This window comes from Chryseobacterium oranimense (genome assembly GCF_900129755.1).
Taxonomy (GTDB): domain Bacteria; phylum Bacteroidota; class Bacteroidia; order Flavobacteriales; family Weeksellaceae; genus Chryseobacterium; species Chryseobacterium oranimense.
In genome coordinates, this window is record NZ_FQWT01000001.1 from 969,304 (window position 1) to 991,962 (window position 22,659).

Below are 22,659 nucleotides of genomic sequence, written 5' to 3' on the forward strand. Positions count from 1 at the left end.
TTGGCAGACTACCACAATAGTTTTATATTTGTAGCATGTCAGAAATCATCATTCTGTTTCTCGGCGCAGTTTCCGCCGGTCTTTTAGGTTCACTTACGGGTTTGGGAGGAGGAGTTATAATTATTCCTTTATTAACGCTGGGTTTCGGCGTTCCGATGCATTATGCCATTGGTGCTTCTTTAATTTCTGTGATCGGCACTTCTTCCGGCGCCGCAGTAGCTTTTGTGAAAGAAGGTTTCACCAATATGCGTATAGGGATGTTTCTGGAAATCGGAACTACTGCAGGAGCAATCATCGGAGCATTGGTTTCCGGAATGCTTAATCCTAACACGATCGGAATTATTTTCGCCAGCATCCTTTTATTAACAGTTGTTTTAAATCTTAAGGGAAAACCTGACCACCAGGAACCCCTGATTAAAGGAAGCCTTGAAGAAAAACTGAAACTGTACGGAACTTTTCCTGATAAAGGGGTAGTAAAAAGCTATTCTGCAAGAAATACAGTTCCGGGATTTCTTATGATGCTATTTGCCGGGGCTATGTCCGGACTTCTGGGAATAGGTTCCGGGGCTCTTAAAGTTCTGGCAATGGACAATATGATGAAACTGCCGTTTAAGGTTTCTACGACTACCAGTAACTTTATGATTGGAGTAACCGCTGTAGCCAGTGCCTTGATCTACTTCCAGAGAGGCGAGATCATCCCGGTGATCGTAGCTCCGGTACTGATTGGTGTAGTAGTGGGAAGTTTCATCGGTTCAAAAACCCTGATGGTATCCAAAACGAAGAAATTGAAGGTGTTCTTTGCTATTGTGATCACTATTTTAGCAGTATATATGATGTATAACGGTATCAATAAAAGCTTCAGATAATGAGAAAGAATTTTACAGATGTGGATCTGAACCGTTCCGTAGGAAATCTTCTGAGACTGGGGGTAATTTTATCTGTGGCCACATCATTGATTGGTTTTATCAAACTGTTTACAGAAGGCTTTAAAATGCCTAAAAAATATACTTCCCTGGACATGGGCTCTTCTTCCGAAAAGGTATGGGGAATGTTCTGGAATTCTTTATGCAAAGGAGAAGGCATGGCCATTATCCAACTCGGAATCCTGCTGCTGATCTTCACTCCTCTTGTAAGGATTATTTTTGCACTGATCGGGTATTTAAAAGAAAAAGACTACGTTTATGTAGTCATTTCCTCAATTGTTCTGGCCATTATGGCAGTCAGTTTCTTTACGGGTTATGCCCACTAATTTTTACATTTCATAAAATTCCAACGGAAGCTGATCCGGATCCTGGGTAAAGAAAAACTCTTTTCCCGTATATTCATCTATACGGATTTCTTCACAGACCAAGCCTTTTTTTACCAATTCTTCCCTCTTATCCTGTACATTCTCTACGGAAAAAGCCAAATGCCTTAAACCGCATGACTCGGGACGGGATGGCCTTGGCGGAGGATCAGGAAATGAAAACAGCTCAATTACATAATGATCTCCGATAGCAAGATCAAGTTTGTACGACTGTCTTTCTTTACGGTAAACTTCACGGATGATATTTAAACCCAGAATTTCAGTATAAAATTTCTTTGAAACATCATAATCCGAGCATATGATGGCAATGTGGTGAATCTTCATTTTAGAATATATTTTTTTCTTTCGACTGCATGTAAAGATCTATCAGACCTGTTATTTTATTTCTTTACAGTTTTCTTTTCTTCTGGTATCGATAATGTACTGAATTTTCCAGTCATTCTGCTGCTTGACCAATTGAAAACTGTTTGCCCCGCAATGGGAAAATTTACCTTTAAAAAAGAATGAATACGGTGTAAAAACGCTTGCCAGTCCACCATCGGTGTGAACGGCTTCAACAATAATTCTTTCATCCAGATCATCTTTTGAAAATTTGGAAACGGAATCCATAAATTCCTGTACATTTTCATTTTTCACGGTTCCGTCTTTGGTAATGGTCTGAAGAATTGCTCCTTCTGCAAAAGCAGATTTCATCAGCGCGGGATCAGCATTTTTCATCCCCGAAAATAGATTGCGGATAGGTTTTTCTATATCCTGATTCTGCTGTCCGAAGCAGAAAGTACCAAAAGCTAAAGTGAGTGCAACAAGTTTATTCATGTAAGTTGTCATTAATCGGGTACCATAAAAGTAGGAAAAATATTGCGAATGGTTAAAATTAACAAAGTTTAAAAAGTGAATTGTTTTGAATTATTTAAAAATAGATTATTTTTATCCGTTTATTGAATACTATGTGGGGAATCTATTTATTTTTAATTGCGCTGCTGGCGGTGTTTACGATACTGCCCAAAATTCAGAGTTCCCATTGGATATTCAGGGTTCCGGAGTTTGGTAAGATCCAGATCTTTTATATTACCTTTTTTACTTTTATTTTCGGTTTCCTGATTGAGAATCCCTCAAACTTTCTGTATTCGCAAGGTCTTCTGGTCCTGTTATTTGTACATCACGGGGTAACACTTGTAAAATATACTCCTCTCTATCCGGTTAAAAAATACAGACAGCAGCATAAGTCTTCTCAAAAACTGCATTTTATCTCAGCTAATGTCTACCAGTTTAATAAGGAATATGACAGATTTATCAAACTGATCGAAAAATACAGTCCTGAAATGTTTCTGACCATGGAAAGCAATGGTGAATGGGAACAGGCAATGAGGGTTCTTGAAAAAGAATATCCTTTCCAGCATAAGGTAACCCTTGAGAATACCTATGGAATGCATTTCTATTCTAAAATTGAGATTAAAAGCGCAAAGACCCATTATTTTGTAGCAGATGATATCCCGAGCATTGAGGCTCATTTGAAGACTGAAGATGGATTTTCATTTGTATTTTTCGGGGTGCATCCGCCTCCGCCGAGTCCTACTGAAGAAGAAACTTCCAAGGAGAGGGACGGCGATCTTCTAAGTGCGGCAAAAAGGGTTAAAGATATCCATCAGCCCGTTATTGTTGTAGGGGATTTTAATAATGTGGCCTGGTCAAAATCATCTATCCTGTTTAGAAAAACGAGTCATTTGATTGATCCGAGAATCGGGCGTTCTTTTGTGTCTACCTTTCATGCGAAATACCGTCTGCTGAGATTTCCGATTGATCTGATGTTCCACAGTGAAGATATTTTCATCAAAGAACTTAAAACTCTGGAAAATTTCGGATCGGATCATCTTCCGGTTTATTGTGAGTTTTTTATTGATCATCATAATGATGAGCAGGAAGAACAGGTTGAGGGAGCAACGGCAGAGGAAAAAGCAGAGGCAGAGGAAATGATACAGGAAGGAAAGGAAGAGGATGGAGAACGTGATGCGGTAGTAACTGAAGATTAAAAATGTAAAGATTAATCTTCCAGTTTTTTGGATCAGACACATTCTTTCTTGATTAAAATAAAAGAGACCATCCTGCGGATGGTCTCTTTGTATTATTATTGACATTCTACAATTAGAATAATTCTTTTCTGATGATGTTCTGGCTTCTTTCAGGTCCTACAGAAACAAGGTATACGTTGATTCCTAAATATTTCTCAATAAACTCGATGTATTTTTGAGCGGTATCAGGAAGTTCGTCATAGCTTCTTGCTTTTGTAATATCTTCGTTCCAACCTGGTAAATCCTGGTAAATTGGCTCATAGTTATACAATTTCTCAGTTGAAGAAGTGAAATAATCGATGATTTTTCCGTCTTCTGTTTTGTAATGCGTAACTACTTTCAGGTTTTCAATGCCTGTAAGAACGTCTAATTTTGTAATAACCAGGTTATTGATCCCGTTGATCATACAAGCATGCTTTAAAGAAACAAGGTCTAACCAACCTGTTCTTCTTGGTCTTCCTGTAGTCGCTCCGAATTCTCCACCGATCTGTCTGATCTTTTCTCCTAATTCATTATCTAATTCTGAAGGGAAAGGACCGTTTCCAACTCTTGTACAATATGCTTTTGCAACTCCAATCAGGTTTTGAAGTGAAGTTGGAGGAACTCCAGCTCCTGTACAAACACCCCCTGTAGAAGGAGAAGATGAAGTCACGTATGGATATGTTCCGAAGTCGATGTCAAGCATCAAAGCCTGTGCTCCTTCGAATAAAACGTTTTTACCATCTCTGATTGCTTCGTTTAATTCCAGTTCCGTATCAACGATTCTGTCCTGAAGCTGTTTTCCTATTTCTAAATATTCGTTGTAAATTTCTTCAACATCCAACGTCGGTTTTCCGTAATATTTTTCAAAAAGAGAATTCTTGATTTTTAAGTTTTTCTCGATTTTGTCTCTCAGGATTTCAGGATTCAGAAGATCGATCATTCTGATCCCCACTCTTGCAATTTTATCTTCATAGCAAGGTCCGATCCCTTTTTTCGTTGTTCCGATCTGCGTTCCGCCGTGTTCTTCTTCACGGTAAGTGTCCAGAAGAATGTGGTAAGGCATGATGACATGCGCTCTTCTGCTGATGAAAATGTGATCCGTTTTCAAGCCTTTGCTTTCGATCTGATTCACCTCCTTAATGAAAGATTTAGGATTTACCACTACTCCGTTCGCAATGATACACTTCCCTTTGCACTGCAGTACACCGGAAGGAAGAAGGTGCAAAACGAATTTCTCTTCGCCTACATAAACCGTGTGACCTGCGTTGTCCCCTCCCTGGAAACGAACAACATAGTCCGATTTAGCCGATAAAACATCCGTGATTTTCCCTTTACCCTCATCTCCGTACTGAAGACCTACAACTACGTAAGTTGACATATTTTACTTTTATTTTAGATTCATGCAAAATTACTTTTTAAAAATAGGGTGAGCAAATTATGAGGAGATTTTATTTTTGGGATGGGTGGAAATCATGTGGTTGAGGAAATATATTGCATTTCTTTTCCTATGAAAGTTCCATTTATATCTTTCAACTATTACTTTTCAATTTATTTATTATCATTTTAACAGGGTTAATTAATTCCGTATATTTAGGGTTGTCTTCTGAAATCATAAAGACAAAACACCATGACATCACAAAAATCATCATACCTCTCTCCCGGATTCAGTGAAAAAAAACTTTTCCACACCCTGTTCACTCCTGTTGAAATTCCCGTAAAAGCCACTTTACTCATTATCCACGGCATGCAGGAACACAGCGGAAGATATAGTGAAATTGCAGAATATTTTGCAGCCCGGAGACTTGCCGTACTCACCTACGATCACTTAGGACATGGCAAATCCGTAAAAGATAAAAAAGACATCGGATTTTTCCAGCTAGATCAACCCGATGAAAAACTTATTTCGGATGCTGAAGCGATGGGTGAACATCTTCATCAACACTATCCGGATGTACCTCATTTTATTCTTGGACATTCTATGGGGTCGTTTGTTACCCGCTGTCTTCTTCAGAAAGCCAGTGGAAAATTTTCCGGAGCTGTCATTGTTGGAACCGGTGGTCCTCTAGCAGGCATTAGTTTGATAAAAGGCTATCTTTCGTTAGCCAATAAAATAGCCCCTCATCATCCGACTTATCTCAATAAACTTTTTAATATTGTTAATAACAAGCGTTTCAAAAAAGACAAAGATTTTAGTGATACAAGCTGGCTCAGTGTAAATCCGGCAAACAGGAAAGCTTTTACCGAAGATGAACTTTGCGGTGTTCCGTTTACCAATAATGCTTTTTATGCACTGTTCAGCATTTATAAAAAAGCAACGGCAAGAAACTGGGCTGCCTCTATTCCAAAATCTTTCCCTTTCCTTTTCATCAGTGGTCAGAATGATCCTATCGGGGATTTCAGCAAAGGTGTTAAACAAACTGTTAACCTTTTGAAACAGGACGGATTCAAAGATATAAATACCAACATCTATCCCGAAATGCGCCATGAAATTCTCAACGAGGCCATTAGGGAAGAAGTTTTGAATGATATACTCCAATGGATCTCAAAGCATTTATAACATAAACACCTGTAAAAAGATTGCTTCGTCGTTACACTCCTCGCAATACAAAAAAATGGCATACAAACACCTGTGTCATCTGCAAAATATGCGAGAGAAAAAATCATAAAAACATAAAATGCCTTTATAAATCAATCTCCCTTTCCACCCCAATCTCCTCCACAAAGGTTTTATCATGTGAAATCACCAGCAGTGTTCCTTTATACTCTTTAATTGAATTCGTCAGAATCTCCACATTCTGCAGGTCCAAATTATTTGTCGGTTCATCCAGGATAATCATGTCAGGAGCTTTACTGCTGATGGAAAGTCCGCACAGCAAAAGCCTCAGACGTTCTCCTCCGCTCAGTATTCCGCAGTTTTTATCCCAGGTATCCTTGCCGAACAAAAATCTGGACAACAGGGTTTTCACTTCAGATTCCGGCATTGCACCGTCATTAAACTGCTGGGCAAAATCATAAACCTTGATTTCCCGGCCAATCAGGGAATATTCCTGATCAATATAAATACTGTTGAATTCTGCTCTGTTTATTTTCCCTTCCGAAGGCACTATGTTTCCCAGCAGCAGTCTTATAAGTGTAGTTTTTCCGGAACCATTGGAGCCTTTGACACAAATGCGCTCTCCGCTCCTGATTTCAATACTTATATTCTCACTCCAAAGATTTTCATCTCTATATTTAAAATTAATATTTTCCGCATTGATCAGGATTTTCCCATAATGTAAATTGGAATCATTAAAACGGACTTTCATCTGATCAACATTTTTTAACGAAGAACGTAGTTCCCGCAAATCTCCTGAAATATCGCTTATTTTTTCAGCATGAATACCTTTCAACCGGGAGGTATTTTTCTCGGCATTATTCTTTAGCGTATTCATCATAATCCTAGCTACTCCGGATTTTTCCTGCTTCTGCTTTCCCCTTGCATCCAGCTTTTGCTTTCGCTCTATCGTTTCCCTTTCTTTTTCTTTTGCTTTTTTCAGGGCTCTTTCCTTTGCATGAATATCATTGTACAATGCTTCCTGCTCTACTTCTTTCTGTTCAGCATAAAAATCATAATTCCCGCCATAGGCAGAGATTCCCTGATTGCTTAATTCAAATAGAGTGTCAACAAGATTCAGTAAACTTCTGTCGTGGCTCACCATGACAACTGTTGAATTTGTTTTCTCAATAAAATCATACAGCAGCTTCCTGCCTTCCAGATCAAGATGATTCGTAGGCTCGTCCAGTATGATTATATCCGGCTGGTTGATCTGAATACCTGCCAGAAAAACTTTCGTTTTTTGCCCTCCACTTAGGTTTTCCAGCTTCTGATCCAGTTCCAGATCTTCAAGCTTCCAGTCATTCAGTGCATGCCGGCAGCGTTCCTCTATGTCCCAGTCATCATTTAAAATATCAAAATACGCTTCATTCACTTCGCCGCTTGTGATTTTTTGGAGGGCATGAAGCTTTTTGTCGATGGCAAGGCATTCTGCTACGGTATAATCGTTAAAGTTCCCGAACATCTGCGGAACAAAGTAAAGATCACCTTTAACGGTGACCGTTCCTTCTGAAGGCTGAATTTCCTGAGCTATGATCTTCAGGAGTGTAGATTTACCAATGCCGTTGCTTCCAACTAATGCGGATTTTGTATGTGATGGTATAGTTAAATTGACGGAATGAAAAAGGAGATTTCCTCCCGGAAACCCAAAGGATATATTTTGCAGTAAAATCATTATTTCTTTCTTATGTAATGGTGAAACATCAGTAACACACCGGTTACTGTTTGATAAAATCGGAAAGAAACTGAATCCTACATGCTCGTATTATGGGTTTTGGAAATACAAAGATAGCAAATTATTAATTATTCATTTTTTTCAAATAAAAAAAATAAAATCTTCATATAAAAAATAAAAGGAAATGCCGGAAAAACTGATATTTTTATAACAATAAAAATTCCCGGAATCAGTATTTTCTGTTCTCAAACTACCTGCAGGATTAAGTTTTCCCGGAATTACTTATCAGAAGCACTGTGAATTATCTCAGGATGTATTTTTTAAACCATATATTTATTAAATCCGGAATAAAAGTAGAAAAGATTTTAATCAAAAATCCGTAACTTTGTCGACTACTAAAATTTTTTATGGAAAGTATTAAAGTTCACGACAAAACTTTCGTTCCTTATCTGAAGGACGCCGAAATTCAGGAAATTGTAAAAGAAACAGCTTTAAGAATTTATGAAGATTACAAGGATGAAGTTCCTGTTTTCATAGGTGTTCTGAACGGAGTAATCATGTTCTTCTCAGACCTTCTGAAATATTATCCGGGCGAATGCGAGATTGCTTTCATCCAAATGAGCTCCTATGTAGGAACAGAATCTACAGGGATTGTTTACCAGAAAATGGAACTGACTAAAGACGTGAAAGATCGTCACATCATTCTTGTGGAAGATATTGTAGATACAGGGAACACGGTGGAAAGCCTGTTCAAATATTTCACGGAAACACAGCGTCCGAAATCTGTAAAACTGGCTTCATTCCTATTAAAGCCTGACGTTTACAAAAAAGACTTCAAGCTGGATTATATCGGAAAAGAAATTCCGAACAAATTTGTTCTTGGGTACGGTCTTGATTATGATGAATTGGGAAGAAATCTTTCAAACCTGTATCAACTGGAAGAAGGACAGATCAACCATTAATTACTGCTATTAGCTTTTGGCTACTAGCCATTAGCTTTAAAAATTAAAATCGAAATAAAGTAAATATTAACTAAAAAAGCTAAAGGCTGAAAGCTTTATTGCTAAAGGCTGAAAGCGAATCAACATTATGATAAACATTGTTCTGTTCGGCCCTCCAGGAAGTGGAAAAGGAACACAAGCTCAAAACCTGATCGAAAAATTCAATTTAAAACAGATTTCAACAGGTGATCTTTTCAGATACAACATGAAAAATGATACGGAGCTTGGAAAACTGGCTAAGTCTTACATCGATAAGGGAGAACTGGTTCCTGATCAGGTAACAACGGATATGCTGATCGATGAGCTCAGAAAACCAACGGATACCAACGGATTTATCTTTGACGGCTACCCAAGAACAACTGCACAGACGCAGGCACTGGAAAAAATTGTTAAAGAAGAACTGAATGACAAAATCGATATCTGCCTTTCATTAGTGGTAGAAGACAAGATTTTAGTGGAAAGACTTCTGAAAAGAGGGGAAACCAGCGGAAGATCCGATGACAGCAATGTAGAAATCATTGAAAACAGAATTAAAGAATATTATACGAAAACAGCAGAAGTAGCGGAACTTTACAAGCAACAGGGAAAATATGTTGAAGTAAACGGCGTAGGAGAAATTGATGAAATTTCCCAAAAACTTTTTGCTGAAGTAGAAAAAATAAAATAATCGAGATACGGGATGCCAGTTTTTTGGACCCGCAGCTCGCAACACAAACTATATGTCTAACTTTGTAGATTACGTAAAGATCCATTGTAAAAGCGGACACGGAGGTGCCGGATCTGCCCACCTTCGCCGTGAAAAATATATTCCTAAAGGAGGTCCTGACGGTGGTGACGGCGGTCGTGGCGGACACGTCATCATGAGAGGAAACGCTCAGGAATGGACTTTACTTCCACTCCGATACACCCGCCACATCAAAGCGGAACGTGGTGAAAACGGAGCTAAAAACCAGCTGACCGGTGCCGACGGTTCTGATATTTATATCGATGTTCCAATCGGGACCATTGCTAAAAATGAAGATGGAGAAATTATTGGTGAAATCCTTGAAGACAAGCAGGAGATCATCTTAATGCAGGGAGGAAAAGGAGGAAAAGGGAACGAGCATTTCAAATCATCTACCAATCAGACTCCAAGATACGCACAACCGGGAATGGATGGCGAGGAAGGCTACGTTGTGTTCGAGCTTAAAATTTTAGCCGATGTAGGATTGGTTGGCTTTCCAAATGCCGGTAAATCTACTCTTCTTGCCTCAGTTTCTGCTGCAAAGCCTAAGATTGCCAATTATGCATTTACCACTCTGACTCCCAATCTTGGGATTGTGGATTACAGAAATTACAAATCATTTGTAATGGCTGATATTCCGGGAATCATTGAAGGGGCAGCTGAAGGAAAAGGTTTAGGACACAGGTTCTTAAGACATATTGAAAGAAATTCCATCTTATTATTCTTAATTCCGGCTGATTCTGAAAGCCACTTCCAGGAATTTAAAATTCTGGAAAATGAATTGAAAGAATACAATCCTGAACTTTTGGATAAAGATTTTATTGTTTCCATTTCAAAATCCGACCTCCTGGACGAAGAGCTGAAAAAAGAAATTGCCAAAGAGTTTCCGGAAAACAGACAGCCGCTGTTCTTCTCCGGCGTCACCGGAGAAGGCCTTGTAGAACTGAAAGATGCAATCTGGAAAAAACTTCACGGATAAGATGATACACTCATTAAAAAAAATAACAGCACCCGCTGTTATTTTTGTTTCATTTCTTCTGCCTGCCCTGGCGTATGCCCAGGACAGCGATTCATCTTTGGAGCTATCCAGAACAAATGAACCGGCACCTTTAAATGACAAGGCGTTTTTTAAATATGAATTTAATAAAAGGGTAAAATACAAATTTACTTACGATAAAGTTACAGATCAGGGCACAACTCATGAAGTAAGCGAAGACATCCAGTATTTCATAAGTGATTACGATCTATCTGTTCTGTATTTTAACAACAGCAGAAATGGTATCATTTACAATTTAAACAAGGATACCAACCCGGTTCTCCCTGTTTTGATCAAAGATGAGAAAAAAGATACCAAGCCGGGAAATTTTGATTATTTCAAAGGTGATATTCCTCTCGAATCTGAAATTGCCGATATCAGAAAAAGAAAAAAACCCAAAACAGACCAGATTCTGGAATTGGTTGAAAAGAAAGCAGACAATGATCTGGTTCATTATACCTACCATCTTATCCGTAATAATAAAGGAAGGACGAATTTAGGAATCATTGAGTTGGACATTACCAACAGTGATCAAGGTTTCAACAACAATATCCTGTATGATATGGAACCGTTGTTCTTCAAAAACAAAATAGCCTTTGACAAAGGGGAAATAAAAAGCTATTCCTATTACAATGCAGACAGAAAAAGAACAAAGTATTATGAGTCATTAGCTACCGACTCTGTTCTTTTAAGATTATCATTCACCAAAGGCTGCTGTGTTTCATCACTGGAATAGTCACAATGCCTCAACAATTTCCGTTTGGAATAATTATTGAAAGAAATCAGGAAAATCATCCGTTATGAAATACATACTCAGCCTTTGTGCATTTATATTCTTATTTTCCTGTACAACACAGAAAACGAATTCAAAATATTCTAAAATTGAATATGAAGCAGGTGTATGTTTTGGATCGTGCCCTATTTTCACCATGACGATCAATCCGGACAGGACAGCTGTGCTTGAGGCTGAACATTTCAACTTCTCCAAAGATTTTTCGAAAGGTGAATTTTCCAAGCCCCGTGAAGGGACTTTTAAAGCTACAATCAAAGAAGCAGATTACAATAAACTGGTTACTTTGCTGAACAGCCTTGACGTTAAAAGCCTGAAAGACAAATACGGATCAAGAAACGTAACAGACCTTCCCACTTCATACCTGAGAATTAATTTTACAGACGGAACCTCCAAAAATGTAGAAGATTACGGCAAAAACGGAAGCGAAAAACTGAGAGAAGTCTATACCTTCATTGAAGAACTGAGACACAACCAGCAGTGGACAAAAGTAAAATAATCCGTTTAAAAATATTTAGACTACCTTTGTATCCTATAATTCCTTCACATTGAGGGAATTTTATTTTAAATTAAAAAACAATTCATTTGAATTTTACAGACCTAAACTTAATAGAACCTATTGCCAAAGCAATTCAGGAACAGGGATATACCAATCCAACACCCATTCAGGAGAGATCTATTCCTGAAATCCTAAAAGGAAGTGACTTTTTAGGATGCGCACAGACAGGAACAGGAAAAACAGCGGCGTTTGCAATTCCTATTCTTCAGAACTTATCAAAAAGCAAAACCAAAAATAATCATATAAAAGCCCTGATCTTAACGCCGACAAGAGAACTTGCCATCCAGATCGAGGAAAACATCAATGCCTACGGAAAATACCTTCCGCTTAAACAGCTTGTCATTTTCGGAGGTGTAAAGCAGGGAAATCAGGAAGCAGCCTTAAGAAAAGGCATTGATATCCTGGTAGCTACCCCGGGCAGGCTTCTGGATTTTATTGCCCAGGGGATTATCAGTTTGAAAAACATCGAGATCTTTGTTCTTGATGAAGCAGACAGAATGCTTGATATGGGCTTCGTACATGATGTAAAAAGAGTGATCAAGCTTCTTCCACAGAGAAGACAGACTTTATTCTTTTCAGCAACAATGCCTTCCGAGATCCAGAAACTGGCAGATTCTATCCTGAACAATCCTGTGAAAGTAGAAGTTACCCCGGTTTCTTCCACTGCAGAAACTATCAAGCAGTCGGTTTATTTTGTGGATAAGGAAAATAAGCTGAACCTTCTTTCCCATATTCTGGAAAATGATATTGCAGATTCAGTACTGGTATTCTCCAGAACGAAACACGGTGCTGACAAAATCGCCCGAAAACTTCAGAAAGATAATATCTCAGCGGAAGCCATTCACGGGAACAAATCTCAAAATGCAAGGCAGAATGCCCTAAATAATTTTAAGTCCGGAAAAACAAGGATTCTGGTAGCCACAGACATCGCTGCAAGGGGGATCGATATTGATGAGCTTAAATATGTCATTAATTTTGAACTTTCCGACGTTTCTGAAACCTATGTTCACAGAATCGGAAGAACGGGAAGAGCCGGAGCAGAAGGATCTTCAATCTCTTTTGTAGACAGCCTTGACCTCCTGAACCTGAGAAATACGGAAAAACTGATCGGAAAGAAAATTCCTGTGGTAAAGGACCATCCTTTCCATACCGATAATCTGGTCGCTCAGAAAAGGGACTCCAATAACAAACCTATGGCTGCAGGCGGTGGAGAAAGAAGATCTTCGAGATCTCCAAAACCTCAGAATAACAATAAACCAGCAGGCAGTACACCTACTACAGGATTTAAAAAACCTAAGAATAAAAATTTCACCAGAAAAAAATAAGAAAAAGCTTCTCAATGAGAAGCTTTTTTGATCTATATATCCAAAACTCAAAAGGGTATTTTATTTTCAATATACTTCAGCAGATATTCCTTTGAATTTCCTGAACTGTCATATTGTATATGAAGGAAAAAAACAATGAAGAAAAGAATGTTTATAATGAATAACGAGCTATTGAATTTCCCTTCTACATATGGCATTTTCGAAGTATTATCTGGTAAAGCGATAATTATCAATACAATAAGCAGTAATGCATAAATATGATTCCACCGAAACCAATCTGCTCCCAATATATAAATCGGACTTACCCAAATCAGGGATATCAGAATAAAAATTTTAAAATTCTTAACCTGCTGCGGCAAATATTTTTTTACAAAGACAAAAGATAAGAATATCATAAACAGCAGTTCCAAACCGAACAGAATATAGGACGGATAAGCATTCATCATTCCTCTTCTTTCTTTAATCACATCATAGGTAAAAATATTCAGCCTGGTAAACTGTATTCCTCGCTGCTTTAAAAGCTCTATGGAATTTCCCTGATTAATTTCTCCTCCCCAGAAGTATAATATTAAAATAACTGATGTAGAGACCAGAAACAAAGTGCCCAGATATTTAAAATCAACTTTATTGGTCTTTAAAATATAAGCAGCCATTACAAAAGGCAAATAAAAATAAAACAGCTCGTGCAGGAACAATCCTACTATAAAGCCAACGAAAAGTATATATTTTTTTAATTCACTCTGCTTGCCATAAACAAAAAACAAAACGAGTACTATTAAAACTATTTCTTTCCTCCCGGAATTAAAAATATTAACAGGGATAAATAAAAGGCAAAGCGGTGAGCACAATAAAATCAAAAGGTCCCAGTTCAATTTTTTAGAAATGATTAAGCGGACCAATAAATAAAAAATAAGGATAAAGAAACATGACTGGATAACAAAGATCTGCGTATTAAGCGGAATCTTCAAATTATCCTGAATAAAAAACAAAAAACTTCCTGATAGCCCCCTTCTTTTGAATCCTCCATCCTCATAATTGATCAACCAGTCTGATATTGTCCAGCCCAGTTCTGGAAGATGTGATTTAATGTAAAACTGGGCAATTATATACACTAAAATTACTCCAAGAAATCCTATGTAAGCATAAAACTTTATTTCTTTACCTGTTCTGATCATATTTTAAAGTAATTAATTCAAAACTTCCCTGTCCGCTTCTCTTTTAACCGAGAAACAGTACCCAATTATACAGAAAGGAAGACAAGCTGCCAGATAAGTTGTCGGAAAAAAATTGTCCTGAAAGCCAATCCCAAAATACAGATACTTTTCCAGCACGAAACTAAGCATAATAAAAAATACAATATATGACGAAAAATAAAATACTTCATTTATCTTTTTAGCATAAAAAGACAAGAAAATGGCAGCTGCCAGAAAAAACAACATGACCAATTTATTACTTTGCCCCTGAAGTTTCAGCGGATTATGTTGGAAAATATAATCAAAGTTATTGGCAGGAAAGAAAATAGTCACAAGAAGTATCGCTACAGTGATCAGAAAAGTTAGTACTGTTCTTATCTGAAGTGTTTTATTAGCGGCCAGAAAAGGTTTCAGCAAAAATATGATCAAGGGAATAACAGCTACACTCCTGGTTAAGAATAAAACACCAAGGCAAACTCCTAATAGTACAGGCTTTTGAAAATAATTATCTTTAAATTTACTGTGCCAGAAAAGAATAAATGCAGCCGAAAATATAAAAGAAGAAATAAAATCACTCTTGCAGACTGCTTCATAAATATAAGACAAAGATATTCCCAACATGAGTATTGCTGTAAACCTGATCAGATTACTTTTAAATTCCTTCAAAACTGCCCCGGCAAACAACAAAAAAGCCATCACCTGTACATATCCAAGATTTCCTAACAGGTAAGAAGGAAGAGATAACAAAAGCTGGCCCGGAAGATAAGAGGACAGATTCCCCATGAAATTACGCTTGGTATAAATATATTGGCCATGAATCCAGTAATCCATTGAAAAATCGAGAGTCTGCCAGCGGTCTATATTCATTTTATAAGGATCTTTCATAATATGACATAATGCAATATAGAAAACAGTAAAAGCACATGCCAGCAGATAAACAGATTTTTGATTCAGATTTTTTGACAAAAACCGGTTTTTTCTAAAAAAAAATATTAAAAAGTGTACAATAATAAATCCAACAATCAAAATACTGATGGGAACAACCGACTGTCGGATACCGTATTTTGTAAGAAATAAAAAATTAATTACGAAATAAATAATAAATAGCATCAAGCTGGTCGCTGTGCTATATTTTGTAAGGTTTAAATTTTTATTCATCTAAAAAGAATTAACTGCTAAAAATCTTCTTTGCGTTTTGTGTAGTAATTTTATCTATTTCGGAAAAGTCTTTACCATAAATATCCACCAGTTTTCCTGCAACCAGATCAAGATAGGAGCTTTCATTTCTCTTTCCTCTGTGTGGAACCGGGGCAAGATATGGAGAATCTGTTTCCAGAACGATCTTATCCAAAGGGATTTCTTTTAAAAATTGATCTATTTTTCCGTTCTTAAAGGTCACAACCCCTCCTATTCCCAATATAAAATTGAGATCAATGGCATGTTTGGCCTGCTCCAGATTTCCTGAAAAGCAGTGAAAAATCCCACGGAGTTTCGGATGTTTTTTTCTTTCCAGTACTTCAAATGTTTCATCAAAGCTTTCTCTTGTATGGATAACAATAGGAAGGTCCATTGCTATGGCCCAGTCGATTTGCTGCTCAAAAGCTTTTACCTGAATATCAAGCGTTGTCTTATCCCAGTAAAGATCGATACCGATCTCTCCTATTGCAGGAAAATTTCTCTGATCGAGATAATTTTTAACAATTTCCAGCTCTTTTTCCCATGATTCCGGCTTTACATAGCATGGATGAAGTCCCATCATAGAAAGGATCTGTCCCGGATATTCATTTTCCAGCTGAAGCATTTTTTCATGAGACTCCGAATCGATGGCAGGAAGATAAAACTTTGTAACTCCTTTATCCAGGGCTCGCTGAATAGCTTCTCTTCTGTCTTCATCAAATTCTTCTGCGTATAAGTGGGTATGTGTATCAATCATTTTCTTAAAATTTTAACAGATCTTTATACGGGTTTTTCAAGTCCATCAATAAACCGAATGCCGGCTCAGTCTTGATTCCCTTTTTCTTAAGTTCTATTATTTTATATTTGAAATCTTCTCCTTTTTCTTTTAATATTCTGTATTCAGCCATCATATGCTGATAAGCATTCTGGGCGAGCACCGGTTTATTCTGTCCGAAAATTTCTATTGGAAATTCTTCCAGCATAAAATTAATAACAATACTTTTTTCGCCATCTATGGTAACGTTTTCAACCTTTACCTCTGCATCTGCAGGAATTAGACGGCTAAACATAATATCATCCAGAAAATCTTCTTCAAAACTAAGATCTACTTCGCAAATAATGTCCAGGTCACTGCTTTCAATATCGATCCCGATAGGAATAGTTCCTGCCAGCACCGGGGAATAAGGCTTCAGCTTTTCAAAGACCTTATACTTCGTAAGAACTTCATACACTCTTTTCTGCTTTTCATTTCCAGACCTTAGATAGTCAAGGGTAGTGAAATCAATCATCTGAAAATATTTTATGCCTTACTTTTCCTCTCTGAATTTCAATTCTCTGGCTTAATTTTTCTCTGAATTCAATATATTTAGGATCCTTTTCATCATCCGTCCTGTGCTCCAGTGCTCTATTGATTTTAAAATTTTCTTTGATAAAGCTTTTCGTATCTTCTGAAAAATAGGCTTCACCGAATTTATCAAAGATATAGCTGACCGCCTGAGAAGTAGGATGAAGCATATCTTCCTTGTAAAAACGGTAATCACGCAGATCATCCATCATTATTTCATAAACAGGAAGATAATGGCAGTTTTCTAGTTGTGAAACAGCCTCATGAACTGCTGTGATCAGCTTGGATTTACTTAATTGATTCTCAACCATTCCATCTTTTGTGTGGCGGACCGGTGAGACGGTAAACAGGATCTGGACATCATCACGGCAGATATCTTTCAGGTTTAAAACCGTATTGTAAATGGAATCTGTAAGCTCCTGATGAGAAAGCAGTCTTTTTTCAAAAAACTTCTGAGGAATTTTATGACAGTTCGCTGCCAGCTTTTTTTTCGGAATAAATTCATAAATAAATGAAGTCCCGTAAGTAATAATGACCCAGCCTGCATCCTGAAGAAATCTGTTTCCCACCTCTATCCCGGCATTGATTACATCCAGGGTCTGATGAATATATCTTCTGTCGAAGCTGCTGTGATGATCCAGGGAGATAAATTCGTCATTAAAAGTGATCAGCTCGTCTTCTGTATAGAACTCTGAATCATGGAGCCTTTTAACGGCATTACTGATCGAAAAAGGATTAAAAATAGTTCCAAAGGGATTATTAACGGTCTGAAGCTGGCCCTGTCCCAGCAAATCTGTCATTTCCGAAGCAAAACAGGATCCTATTGAAAATATTTTATCTTCAACTTCAATCTTTTTCTCCGACTTCGGAATGTCAACTTCAGTTCTGAATTTCATTGGTAAGGGATTAGGATTTAGGAATTAGGGCTAAGATAACTGCTACAAACAACTAATCCCTAAGCCCTAAGTCCTTTTACCTTTAATTAGCTCTCTCTTCTCAACAGATAATTAGCCAGTTCTATAAAAGGCTTTTTCTTTTCTTCAGGAATATTGATCTTTTCCAGGTAGCTCTGCCCTATTTCGTTATGCTTTTCGATCAGGCGTAATGCTTTTTCATCTACTTTGGTTCTTCTGAAAATCTTTTCAACACCGTATACTTTGTCGATGTTATCTGTTTTTTTACTATACCAGTGGTCCAGTTCTTTTCTTTCTTCCTCTGTAGCGTGTTCCCTCGCTAAAAGATAAAGTACGGTCTTTTTGTTCTCATAAATGTCTCCGGCATGCTTTTTACCAAACTGGGCCTGATCTCCAAATACATCCAGGTAATCATCCATAATCTGGAAAGCAATACCAATATGTTTTCCGAAATTGAAGATCGCTTTGGCATCTTTAAAATTGGCTTTGGCAATAAGAGCTCCTATTTCAAAGGAAGAGGCACTTAAAACACCTGTTTTATAGGTAATCATTCGAATGTAGTCATCATAGGTAACATCCTCCTGAGTTTCAAAATTAATATCGTACTGCTGTCCTTCGCACAAAAGAAGTCCTGTATGGGTAAAGATCCTGATACATGCCTTGAAAATTTCAGGTTCAAGATCTTCAAAGAATTTATAAGCCTTAAGCATTAATCCGTCCCCTGAAAGGATTCCAACATTAATCCCGTGAAGGGTATGAATGGTAGGCTTGTTTCTTCTTAACGGAGCTTCATCCATAATATCGTCATGGATCAGGGTAAAATTATGGAAAAATTCAATAGCCAGCGCCGGTTTTATAGCCTGTTTAAGATCTCCTCCGAACAGGTCGCAGGCCATCAGTACCATAATAGGACGAAGGCGCTTTCCACCGTGTGAAATGATGTAGTTCATAGGGTCATAAAGTTCCGCAGGCTTGTCTTTAAAAGTATACTTCGTGATGGCATCAGCAACGATCTGCTGGTATCTGTCTAAAAATTCCATAAAATCTTTTAATTTGAACAAAAATACAATTTTTCGAGGCTTTATAAAACAAAAAACTTTGCCCGGAAGGACAAAGTTTATATATGTATTCTAATCTTTTAATTAAGTTAGAAAAGTTACAATAAGATAAGTAGCTCCTGCCACAACAGCCGAAATCGGAATGGTAAGTACCCACGCCCAAAGAAGGCTTACTGTAATTCCCCATCTTACGGCAGAAACTCTTTTCGTTAACCCTACTCCAATAATAGACCCTGTGATCGTATGGGTAGTAGATACAGGAATACCGAAGTGGTCCGTGATGAATAATGTAATAGCTCCTGCTGTTTCAGCACTTACTCCCTCAAGAGAAGTTACTTTCGTAATTTTGGTTCCCATCGTTTTGATGATCTTCCATCCTCCACTCATGGTACCTAAACCGATGGCTAAGAAAGAAACTAACGGAACCCAAAGGTAATGTTCTGCAAAATAATCAAAACGTCCTGCAGAAGGAATATTCAGGTAAATAGGGTCCTGCAGCATTTCTACGTGATAGTAGATCAAAGCTGCTCCAATGATTCCCATTACTTTCTGGGCATCATTCAGACCGTGTCCCAAGCTGAATAAAGCTGATGAAGCCAGCTGTAATCTTTTGAAAGACTGATCTGCCTTATGCGGATTGGATCTTTTGTATAAATGAACGATGATCAGTGTAATAATGATCGAAATGATCATCCCTATTATCGGAGCCATAAAAATGAACAGGAAAATAGGAATTACTTTATCAAATTTTACAACACTTTGTGTCGTTACCTGATGAAAAGCATGTTTACAGGTTTCAATAAAACCTAAATTGGGTTGTGTTGCTACTATATCATGGTAATCCATCATGAAGGCATGCATAAGAGCTGCACCTAAAAACCCTCCGATCAGGGTATGTGATGATGAAGAAGGAATCCCAAACCACCATGTTAAAAGATTCCATGCAATAGCGGCTACAAGACCTGAAAATATAACTTCAAGATTGATAAAGTTTTCATTAACAGTCTTTGCAATGGTATTACCAATTTTAAATTCACCAATAATGTATGCGGCGATAAAAAAAGCGGCAAAGTTCCATAATGCTGCCCAAAGTACCGCCTGAAAAGGGGTTAAAACCTTGGTAGAAACAATGGTTGCAATTGAATTGGCTGCGTCATGAAAACCATTGATATAGTCGAAAATTAAAGCTAACGCAATAATAACCGTAAGTAAAATCGGAAATTCCATTTCTGTGAGTTATAATTGTATTAAGCGTATTTAATCATGATGTTCTCAATCGTGTTGGCAACATCTTCTGCTTTATCAGTTACTATTTCAAGATAATTAAGTACGGATGAAACTTTGATGATGTTAATTGCATCATTGGTTTCAAACAGATCCACCATTGAGTTGGATAGCAGGTCATCTGCAATGTTTTCAATAGAGTTTACTTTGATACATGCTTCCTTTACCTGATCCATATTTTTGAATCCTTTAAGGTTTTTCATCGCATTCTGGATCTCAAGACAAGCTTTGTGGATCAGCAATGAAAAATCTGAATAGGCTTTCATTTCAGGCGATTTGTACAGGAAGATGTATTTTGTGGAAGCGTAGATATAATCTGCAATATCATCAAGGCCGGTAGCCAGTGTGTGGATATCCTCACGGTCGAACGGTGTAATGAAGTTTTTTCCTAATTCAACGAAGATCTCATGGGTAAGTTCATCATTTTTATGCTCATAGTCGCTCATTCTTTTCAGCATTGTATCATCGTTAAGATCGAAATCTTTGATACCGTTGTTAAAGTCTTCAGACATTGCAACTAGGTTTTCAGTTACTTTTTCAAAAAGTACAAAGAAAATTTTATCTTTTGGTTGAAAAGCGTGGAAAATATTACCAATTCCCATTTTTATGTATTTATAATTTTGTGCAAATTTCCTAAAAAAGGATTTGCCCTGAAACAATCTAACGTTAAGTTTTGTTAACATTCGGTTAACACTTGATTATCAAATAAAAAAACCGGCCAAAAGCCGGTTTTATATATTCTGAGAGATCTTAGTTTGCCACTTCAGCTCTCATTTCTTTCCCTCTGAATTTCATTGAAGGAATATTGCTCATTACATTTTCCTGGAAAGATTTTTCCACTTCAAAGAAAGAGAATTTTTCTAAAATTTCAATATCACCGATTTCTGCTCTTTTTTTGCTTTTTCCGGCTGTCGCTTTATTGATGATATCTAAAACATCAAGCTTTTTCAACTGATCTTTTTTCCCCAGATTGAAGAAGAATCTTACCATATTCTCATCTTTTCTTCTAGGTTTTCCGCCACGGTCTCTTCCATCTCTGCTTCTGCTGTCACGGTCGCGGTCTCTTCCTCTGTCCCTGTCTCTGTCACGACCTCTGTCTCTTCTTGAATAGTCGTCATCTCTGCTGCTTAGTTTCTGCTCAACAAGATCATGCTTGTCTTTGTAATAAAGGGCAAGATCTTTCAGCTGGAACTGCAATAGCTTATGAACCAATTCTTCTTTGGTGAACGCACTCAGATCCGGGATCAGGCTGTCATCAAATTCAAAGATATCTTCTTCGTGTTCTGTAAATAATTTTTCGAAAACACCTCCCACCTGGGCTTTGATGATATCATTACCGGTTGGTATTGTTTTCTCTACGATCTCAATCTTCGTTGCAGATTTAATCTGTTTCAGCTTTCTGCTTTCTTCAGGCTTAATCAATGCCATTGAAACTCCATCTTTTCCAGCTCTACCGGTTCTTCCGCTTCTGTGAACGAATACTTCCGGATCATCAGGTAAAGAATAGTGGATCACGTGTGTCAGGGAATTTACATCCAATCCTCTTGCTGCAACGTCTGTTGCTACAAGGATGTCGATGTTTTTCAGTCTGAATTTCTTCATTACCGTATCTCTCTGCGCCTGGGAAAGGTCACCGTGGAGCGCATCTGCGGCATAACCATTCTGCATTAAGAAATCTGCCACTTCCTGGGTTTCCATTCTTGTTCTGCAGAAAAGAATAGAATACTGGTTTGGATTGGCGTCAATTAATCTCTTAAGAGCTTCTTTTTTCTGACGGTATCCTACCACATAGTATTCATGTTTAATGTTCTTCTTAACCTCGTTAATAGAACCTACAGAAATACGGTGCGGGTTGGTAAGATAATTTTTGGAAATTCTTTCCACTTCTTTATTCATCGTAGCCGAGAATAAGAAAGTCTGCTTTGTGTCCGGTGTTTCGCTCAGAATTGTTTCCAACTCATCTTTGAAACCCATAGAAAGCATTTCATCAGCTTCGTCCAAAACTAACCAATGAATCGCAGAAAAATCAAGCGCTTTTCTGTTGATAAGGTCGATTACTCTTCCAGGAGTACCTACAATGATTTGCGGTTTATCCTTTAAAGAACGAATCTGATCCATAATACTGCTTCCACCGTAAACCGCTGTGGTTTTGATGTCTTTCATGTACTTGGAGTAATTTTTTATGTCTTTAGAAATCTGAAGACATAATTCCCGTGTCGGACAAAGCACCAATAATTGGATTTTGCGACTCGTATCGTCAATCATATCCAAAATCGGAAGCGAAAACGCTGCTGTTTTGCCTGTCCCTGTCTGCGCAAGTGCGATCAAATCGCGAATATCTGAAAGAATGAAAGGGATAGTCTGTTTTTGGATTTCTGTCGGGCTTTCGTAACCCAGTTCGCCAATTGCCTTAAGAATGTCAGGACTTAAATTGGACTCCGTAAATAAATTCATTAAATATTTTAAAATTTTTGCAAAGATACAATAAATATTTGATTTGTTTTTGAATAAAGTTTTAAATATGTAAACTTTAATTCAGAATCCTTTAATATTTTTTTATTTTTTTAAAAATTAAATCCAAAAAAACGTGCCTCGCGTTAAAAAGATGTTAAACATTATTTTTTTTTAT

General features: G+C 37.5%; 23 protein-coding genes. 10 read left to right on the forward strand and 13 right to left on the reverse strand.

Features of this window, described 5'->3' with window-relative positions; genetic code table 11:
• Positions 1–35: 35 nt before the first annotated feature.
• Complete coding sequence (locus BUB03_RS04400) at positions 36–866, forward strand: sulfite exporter TauE/SafE family protein (RefSeq protein WP_040998788.1); 831 nt, start codon at positions 36–38, stop codon at positions 864–866.
• Positions 866–1,249: a DUF1634 domain-containing protein gene (locus tag BUB03_RS04405; protein WP_040998787.1), complete on the forward strand. Its 384-nt coding sequence runs from the start codon at positions 866–868 to the stop codon at positions 1,247–1,249. The genes BUB03_RS04400 and BUB03_RS04405 overlap by 1 nt, the downstream gene beginning before the upstream one ends.
• Positions 1,250–1,252: 3 nt before the next feature.
• On the opposite strand, the gene gloA2 is transcribed toward BUB03_RS04405, so the two are convergent.
• Complete coding sequence (gloA2, locus tag BUB03_RS04410; protein ID WP_073060511.1) at positions 1,253–1,630, reverse strand: SMU1112c/YaeR family gloxylase I-like metalloprotein; 378 nt, start codon at positions 1,628–1,630, stop codon at positions 1,253–1,255.
• Positions 1,631–1,681: 51 nt separating this feature from the next.
• A complete protein-coding gene (locus BUB03_RS04415; RefSeq protein WP_073061306.1) occupies positions 1,682–2,122 on the reverse strand; it encodes a nuclear transport factor 2 family protein in 441 nt (146 codons plus the stop codon).
• A gap of 131 nt (positions 2,123–2,253) precedes the next feature.
• Between BUB03_RS04415 and BUB03_RS04420 the strand changes: the two genes are divergently transcribed.
• Positions 2,254–3,336, forward strand: coding sequence for an endonuclease/exonuclease/phosphatase family protein (locus tag BUB03_RS04420; RefSeq protein WP_073060512.1), 1,083 nt, complete (start codon positions 2,254–2,256; stop codon positions 3,334–3,336).
• A 112-nt stretch (positions 3,337–3,448) separates the two neighbouring features.
• Here the strand turns inward: BUB03_RS04420 and BUB03_RS04425 are convergent, their stop codons facing one another.
• A complete protein-coding gene (locus BUB03_RS04425) occupies positions 3,449–4,735 on the reverse strand; it encodes an adenylosuccinate synthase (RefSeq protein WP_040998778.1) in 1,287 nt (428 codons plus the stop codon).
• A 249-nt stretch (positions 4,736–4,984) separates the two neighbouring features.
• Here BUB03_RS04425 and BUB03_RS04430 point away from each other — a divergent pair, with 249 nt between their 5' ends.
• Positions 4,985–5,914 carry an alpha/beta fold hydrolase gene (locus BUB03_RS04430; RefSeq protein WP_073060514.1) on the forward strand — a complete coding sequence of 310 codons (930 nt, stop codon included), beginning with the start codon at positions 4,985–4,987 and terminating at the stop codon, positions 5,912–5,914.
• A 124-nt stretch (positions 5,915–6,038) separates the two neighbouring features.
• Here the strand turns inward: BUB03_RS04430 and BUB03_RS04435 are convergent, their stop codons facing one another.
• Positions 6,039–7,625 (reverse strand): ABC-F family ATP-binding cassette domain-containing protein, encoded by a 1,587-nt coding sequence (locus BUB03_RS04435; RefSeq protein ID WP_073060517.1) that lies wholly within the window; start codon positions 7,623–7,625, stop codon positions 6,039–6,041.
• Between the two features lie 407 nt (positions 7,626–8,032).
• On the opposite strand from BUB03_RS04435, the gene BUB03_RS04440 reads away from it, so the two are divergent.
• The 6 genes from BUB03_RS04440 (at position 8,033) to BUB03_RS04465 (ending at position 13,060) form a co-directional block, all read left to right on the forward strand.
• Positions 8,033–8,587, forward strand: coding sequence for a phosphoribosyltransferase (locus tag BUB03_RS04440; protein WP_040998776.1), 555 nt, complete (start codon positions 8,033–8,035; stop codon positions 8,585–8,587).
• Between the two features lie 127 nt (positions 8,588–8,714).
• Positions 8,715–9,293 carry an adenylate kinase gene (locus BUB03_RS04445; protein WP_040998774.1) on the forward strand — a complete coding sequence of 193 codons (579 nt, stop codon included), beginning with the start codon at positions 8,715–8,717 and terminating at the stop codon, positions 9,291–9,293.
• Between the two features lie 52 nt (positions 9,294–9,345).
• Positions 9,346–10,329: a GTPase ObgE gene (gene obgE / locus BUB03_RS04450; RefSeq protein WP_073060520.1), complete on the forward strand. Its 984-nt coding sequence runs from the start codon at positions 9,346–9,348 to the stop codon at positions 10,327–10,329.
• Position 10,330: 1 nt separating this feature from the next.
• Positions 10,331–11,122, forward strand: a complete 792-nt coding sequence (locus tag BUB03_RS04455) for a hypothetical protein (RefSeq protein WP_139258759.1) — start codon at positions 10,331–10,333, stop codon at positions 11,120–11,122.
• Between the two features lie 64 nt (positions 11,123–11,186).
• On the forward strand, positions 11,187–11,675 hold the full coding sequence (locus BUB03_RS04460; protein ID WP_073060525.1) for a DUF6438 domain-containing protein: 489 nt from the start codon (positions 11,187–11,189) through the stop codon (positions 11,673–11,675).
• Positions 11,676–11,761: 86 nt separating this feature from the next.
• Positions 11,762–13,060: a DEAD/DEAH box helicase gene (locus BUB03_RS04465; RefSeq protein WP_040998766.1), complete on the forward strand. Its 1,299-nt coding sequence runs from the start codon at positions 11,762–11,764 to the stop codon at positions 13,058–13,060.
• Positions 13,061–13,107: 47 nt separating this feature from the next.
• Here BUB03_RS04465 and BUB03_RS04470 read toward each other — a convergent pair whose 3' ends face one another.
• The 9 genes from BUB03_RS04470 to BUB03_RS04510 form a co-directional block, all read right to left on the reverse strand.
• Positions 13,108–14,235: a hypothetical protein gene (locus BUB03_RS04470; RefSeq protein ID WP_073060528.1), complete on the reverse strand. Its 1,128-nt coding sequence runs from the start codon at positions 14,233–14,235 to the stop codon at positions 13,108–13,110.
• 12 nt (positions 14,236–14,247) lie between these two features.
• On the reverse strand, positions 14,248–15,219 hold the full coding sequence (locus BUB03_RS04475) for a hypothetical protein (protein WP_139258761.1): 972 nt from the start codon (positions 15,217–15,219) through the stop codon (positions 14,248–14,250).
• A 202-nt stretch (positions 15,220–15,421) separates the two neighbouring features.
• The gene (locus BUB03_RS04480; RefSeq protein WP_073060533.1) at positions 15,422–16,186 is read right to left on the reverse strand and encodes a TatD family hydrolase; all 765 of its coding nucleotides are present in this window, start codon (positions 16,184–16,186) and stop codon (positions 15,422–15,424) included.
• Between the two features lie 4 nt (positions 16,187–16,190).
• Positions 16,191–16,718 carry a DUF4269 domain-containing protein gene (locus tag BUB03_RS04485; protein ID WP_073060536.1) on the reverse strand — a complete coding sequence of 176 codons (528 nt, stop codon included), beginning with the start codon at positions 16,716–16,718 and terminating at the stop codon, positions 16,191–16,193.
• On the reverse strand, positions 16,711–17,670 hold the full coding sequence (locus BUB03_RS04490) for a GSCFA domain-containing protein (RefSeq protein ID WP_073060539.1): 960 nt from the start codon (positions 17,668–17,670) through the stop codon (positions 16,711–16,713). Before BUB03_RS04490 ends, BUB03_RS04485 begins: the two co-directional genes overlap by 8 nt.
• 86 nt (positions 17,671–17,756) lie before the next feature.
• Positions 17,757–18,728, reverse strand: a complete 972-nt coding sequence (locus BUB03_RS04495; RefSeq protein WP_040998754.1) for a polyprenyl synthetase family protein — start codon at positions 18,726–18,728, stop codon at positions 17,757–17,759.
• A 102-nt stretch (positions 18,729–18,830) separates the two neighbouring features.
• Positions 18,831–19,973: an inorganic phosphate transporter gene (locus BUB03_RS04500; RefSeq protein ID WP_040998752.1), complete on the reverse strand. Its 1,143-nt coding sequence runs from the start codon at positions 19,971–19,973 to the stop codon at positions 18,831–18,833.
• Between the two features lie 20 nt (positions 19,974–19,993).
• On the reverse strand, positions 19,994–20,632 hold the full coding sequence (locus BUB03_RS04505) for a DUF47 domain-containing protein (RefSeq protein ID WP_040998750.1): 639 nt from the start codon (positions 20,630–20,632) through the stop codon (positions 19,994–19,996).
• Between the two features lie 148 nt (positions 20,633–20,780).
• Positions 20,781–22,484 (reverse strand): DEAD/DEAH box helicase, encoded by a 1,704-nt coding sequence (locus tag BUB03_RS04510; protein ID WP_040998747.1) that lies wholly within the window; start codon positions 22,482–22,484, stop codon positions 20,781–20,783.
• Positions 22,485–22,659 lie beyond the last annotated feature (175 nt).